Below are 3,120 nucleotides of genomic sequence, written 5' to 3'. Positions count from 1 at the left end.
CAGTCTTTTTTAAACAAAGGAGAAAAAATGGCACTAGATAAAGAGCTAGTAAATTTCGGTGAAGAGCATGAGCTAAATGCGATCCTTTCAAAATTTGGCAAATCACAAAGCCAAAAAAATAGAGCGACACTTGGCGAGCTTGGCAAAAAATGCAAAGAAAAACTTGCCAAAAGAGTGCTAACTCAAGATGAATTTGGTGAGTTTGTAAAAGCTCATCTAAAAGAGCTTGAAGACAAAAAAGCCTAAATTTCTGGGGAAGACCCCAGAAATATCTTAAAAATGTACCTTAAATTTCGCCCAGAAACTTCTACCAGGCTCATATAGTCTAGTACCATTTGGTATCGTCTCATATCCCGCGATACCGCCGCCGTAACCACCTTTTGAATTATGATATGAATATTTGGCGTCGTTTAAATTTTCTGCAGCTATTAAGAATTGATAATTTTTATATTTATAGCCTGCACTTAGCCCTAGCGTCCAGAAGCTATCGCTCTTACCCAAGTCCATGCCGCCGACGTCTCCATATCCCTTTTGCGCGCGGTGTTGCGATGCGTTGGCGTATAGGTCAGCTTTGATAAACCACTCAGGCTTTTCTAGTCCGGCACTTAGTTTAAACGTTAGAGGTGAAACTTTAGGTAGCGCATCTCCCTTTTGTAGGCCACCAGCATCTTTAGTCACCTTGCCGTAGACATATGATACGCCCGCGCCTAGTCTAAATATATCAGCCAGTAATATATCGCCCTCGATCTCACCGCCATATAGTAGAGCGTCAGTATTAAAAGCGCTTGATGACATACCCATGGTGTTGTATTTTAGCATGATGTAGTCATCCATCTTTGATACAAAGAAATTTGTACTTAGCTCATAGTTTTGATCTTTTAGTACAGCTCCAAAATCAACCTGAGTGTTTCTCTCTTTGTTTAGCTCTAGGTTCGCGTCCTTGTTTGTCTCCCAGTGATCAGGCAGTCTTTGTGCGTGTCCCAGCCCCGCATAGAGCGTTAAATTTTGTAGATATTTTTCATATCTAAAAAAGCCTGAGAGTAAATTTTCACTCCTTTTTTTATGCGTTTTTATTAACTTTCTCTCGCCTACGTCTAGCCTAAGTCCACCAAAAAGGCCGTAGTTATTATCAAGAACGTACTCGTTTTGAGTATATATCGTTTTGTATGTTACTTTGCGCTCTTTTTCGTGTGGCTTTGATAGGGCGGCGTCCATAACGGCTTTAGACACGCCAGCTCCGCCAGTACCAGCACCTCGCCATTTAAATGTATCCTGCGAATATCCAGCACCAAGATAGCTCGTTAGATTATCGAAATTTAACTCACCTTCAAGCTTAACGCCATACATATCGCGTATTGGGTGGCTGATGCTATATCCTCTGCCCATTACATTACCAGGCACTATCGGACGCACTGGACGCATGGTAAAGTTATCCATTATGTGATTGATTTGATGATAGTATGAGCTTAGCCTGACTTTATGCTGACCGACATCTTGCTCGAGCTTGAAACCAAAAGACTTGCGATCAAACTGCGTGCCGTCTCTCATCCTATCAGCATAGGCTGCTTCGCCCTCGCCCAGGTCTGCACTTAGCTGCAAGGCGGTAGTATCAGTTGGCGTTAGCGTACCCACGAGCGAGACGCTATTTCGTTTATAGTGCGTATGCATTTTTTGTCCATCACCGCTTTTATAGTCCCCACTCTTGTAATGTCCGCCAGAGACCTCCAAGCTACCTAGCTCGTTGCCTGCTACCACGTCTGCGCTCGTCTCAAATCGCTTAAAACTTCCGCCAAGCACGCTCATATTTCCTCCAAAGCTTGGTTTTGAGAGCCTTGCTATATCTCTATCAAAAAATATACCACCACTAATAAGTGCGCCATATCTTACGTCTTGCGGCCCTTTTACGATGCGAACTGAGCTGTAGTTTTGCGCAGATATATAGGTGATAGGAGTATCCATACGCATGCCACATCCGCCATTTAACGTACTGCCATCGATAAGCACTGGCAGTCTAGCCGCGGTCTGCGAGCGGTAATAAACCTCACTACCGCCTCCGCCCTTGCGCTCCATAGAAAATCCACTCAAATTTGATATAGACTTGGCAATATCGCTGTTTTCTAGTATTGCGCCCTTTCCGACTAGTTGGGAATTTATGGGCTCTTCAAGGGCTGATTTATGTATAGTTGAAGAGATGACGATAGGGTTTAGAGTTGCTGTTTCTTCAGCGCCAAAAGCCAAATTTGACGCTAAAGCCAACGCTAAAACATAAGAAATTCTCATTTTTTCTCCTATGAAAATAATATTTAATATTGAAATTGAAGCAAAACTAGACTTAAATAAAGAATAAATATAAATGTAATGAAAATTACATGGTATTAAATTTAATAAAAAAGTCTTATTTTAGGCATTTATATTATGTGTGCAAAAAAGTAACTTTAAAAGCTTGGAGTTATAAATTTAGCCTGATTTTTTCATAAAATTTGAGTTTTCTTACCAAAAGCTGTGTGGTTATATTTTTAGTCAAAATGGTTTAGTTTAAGCAACCAATGCGCTCTATATTAAATTTAGTAAATTTACAAATTTAGACCTAAAAGCCTAAATTTCTGGGAGAACCCAGAAAATTTACTTGCAATCTTCTCTTGTCAAATTTATCACAGTAAAGTTCTTGCCGTTCTCGTAATTGTATATCCACGAGGCTTTATCTACCAAGCGATTATCCCTGCCACAAAACTCCTTTTTTATCTCTTCTATCTCATTTTTAGTAAATTTACTAAATTTAATATCATCGCTGTCATTTATAACAAAGGTGGTTTTTAGGGTTTCATTTTCACATGCAGAGCCTACTATTACGATATTATCATCAACTCTTTGCGGAGCAGTATCGTTGGTATACTTTACGATAACTTTAACAAATCCATTATCACAATCAACCGCAAACGTAGCGGTCAAGAGCATAGATAGAGACAATATTATTTTCTTCATTTTGTATCCTTTTTGGAAAGTATATTAAATTTATTTGAAAAGTAGTAAAAAGATAAATTTACGCCCAAACTAGGGCGCAAATTTCTTAAGGAGGAGATATTTAAGATTAAAATTTATAAGTGTAGCCTACGTAAAGTC

Annotated in this window: 3 protein-coding genes; 1 reads left to right on the top strand and 2 read right to left on the bottom strand. The window is 39.4% G+C overall.

The window, feature by feature from the left end; all coding sequences use genetic code 11:
• Positions 1-27 precede the first annotated feature (27 nt).
• On the top strand, positions 28-246 hold the full coding sequence (locus Q0296_RS09110; protein WP_012140605.1) for a hypothetical protein: 219 nt from the start codon (positions 28-30) through the stop codon (positions 244-246).
• 27 nt (positions 247-273) lie between these two features.
• On the opposite strand, the gene Q0296_RS09105 is transcribed toward Q0296_RS09110, so the two are convergent.
• The gene (locus tag Q0296_RS09105) at positions 274-2,280 is read right to left on the bottom strand and encodes a TonB-dependent receptor (protein WP_298039657.1); all 2,007 of its coding nucleotides are present in this window, start codon (positions 2,278-2,280) and stop codon (positions 274-276) included.
• A 342-nt stretch (positions 2,281-2,622) separates the two neighbouring features.
• A complete protein-coding gene (locus tag Q0296_RS09100; protein WP_298039654.1) occupies positions 2,623-2,982 on the bottom strand; it encodes a hypothetical protein in 360 nt (119 codons plus the stop codon).
• Between the last annotated feature and the right edge of the window lie 138 nt (positions 2,983-3,120).

It is taken from the genome of uncultured Campylobacter sp. (assembly GCF_937890585.1).
Taxonomy (GTDB): domain Bacteria; phylum Campylobacterota; class Campylobacteria; order Campylobacterales; family Campylobacteraceae; genus Campylobacter_A.
Note: the sequence above shows the minus strand (reverse complement) of the source record. Positions and strands in the feature narration are given on the sequence as shown.

What these genes read in the sequence shown, in the direction of transcription:
- Q0296_RS09105 (WP_298039657.1), bottom strand. Translation starts at nt 2,280, where the DNA reads ATGAGAATTTCTTATGTTTTAGCGTTGGCTTTAGCGTCAAATTTGGCT.
- Q0296_RS09110 (WP_012140605.1), top strand. Translation starts at nt 28, where the DNA reads ATGGCACTAGATAAAGAGCTAGTAAATTTCGGTGAAGAGCATGAGCTA.
- Q0296_RS09100 (WP_298039654.1), bottom strand. Translation starts at nt 2,982, where the DNA reads ATGAAGAAAATAATATTGTCTCTATCTATGCTCTTGACCGCTACGTTT.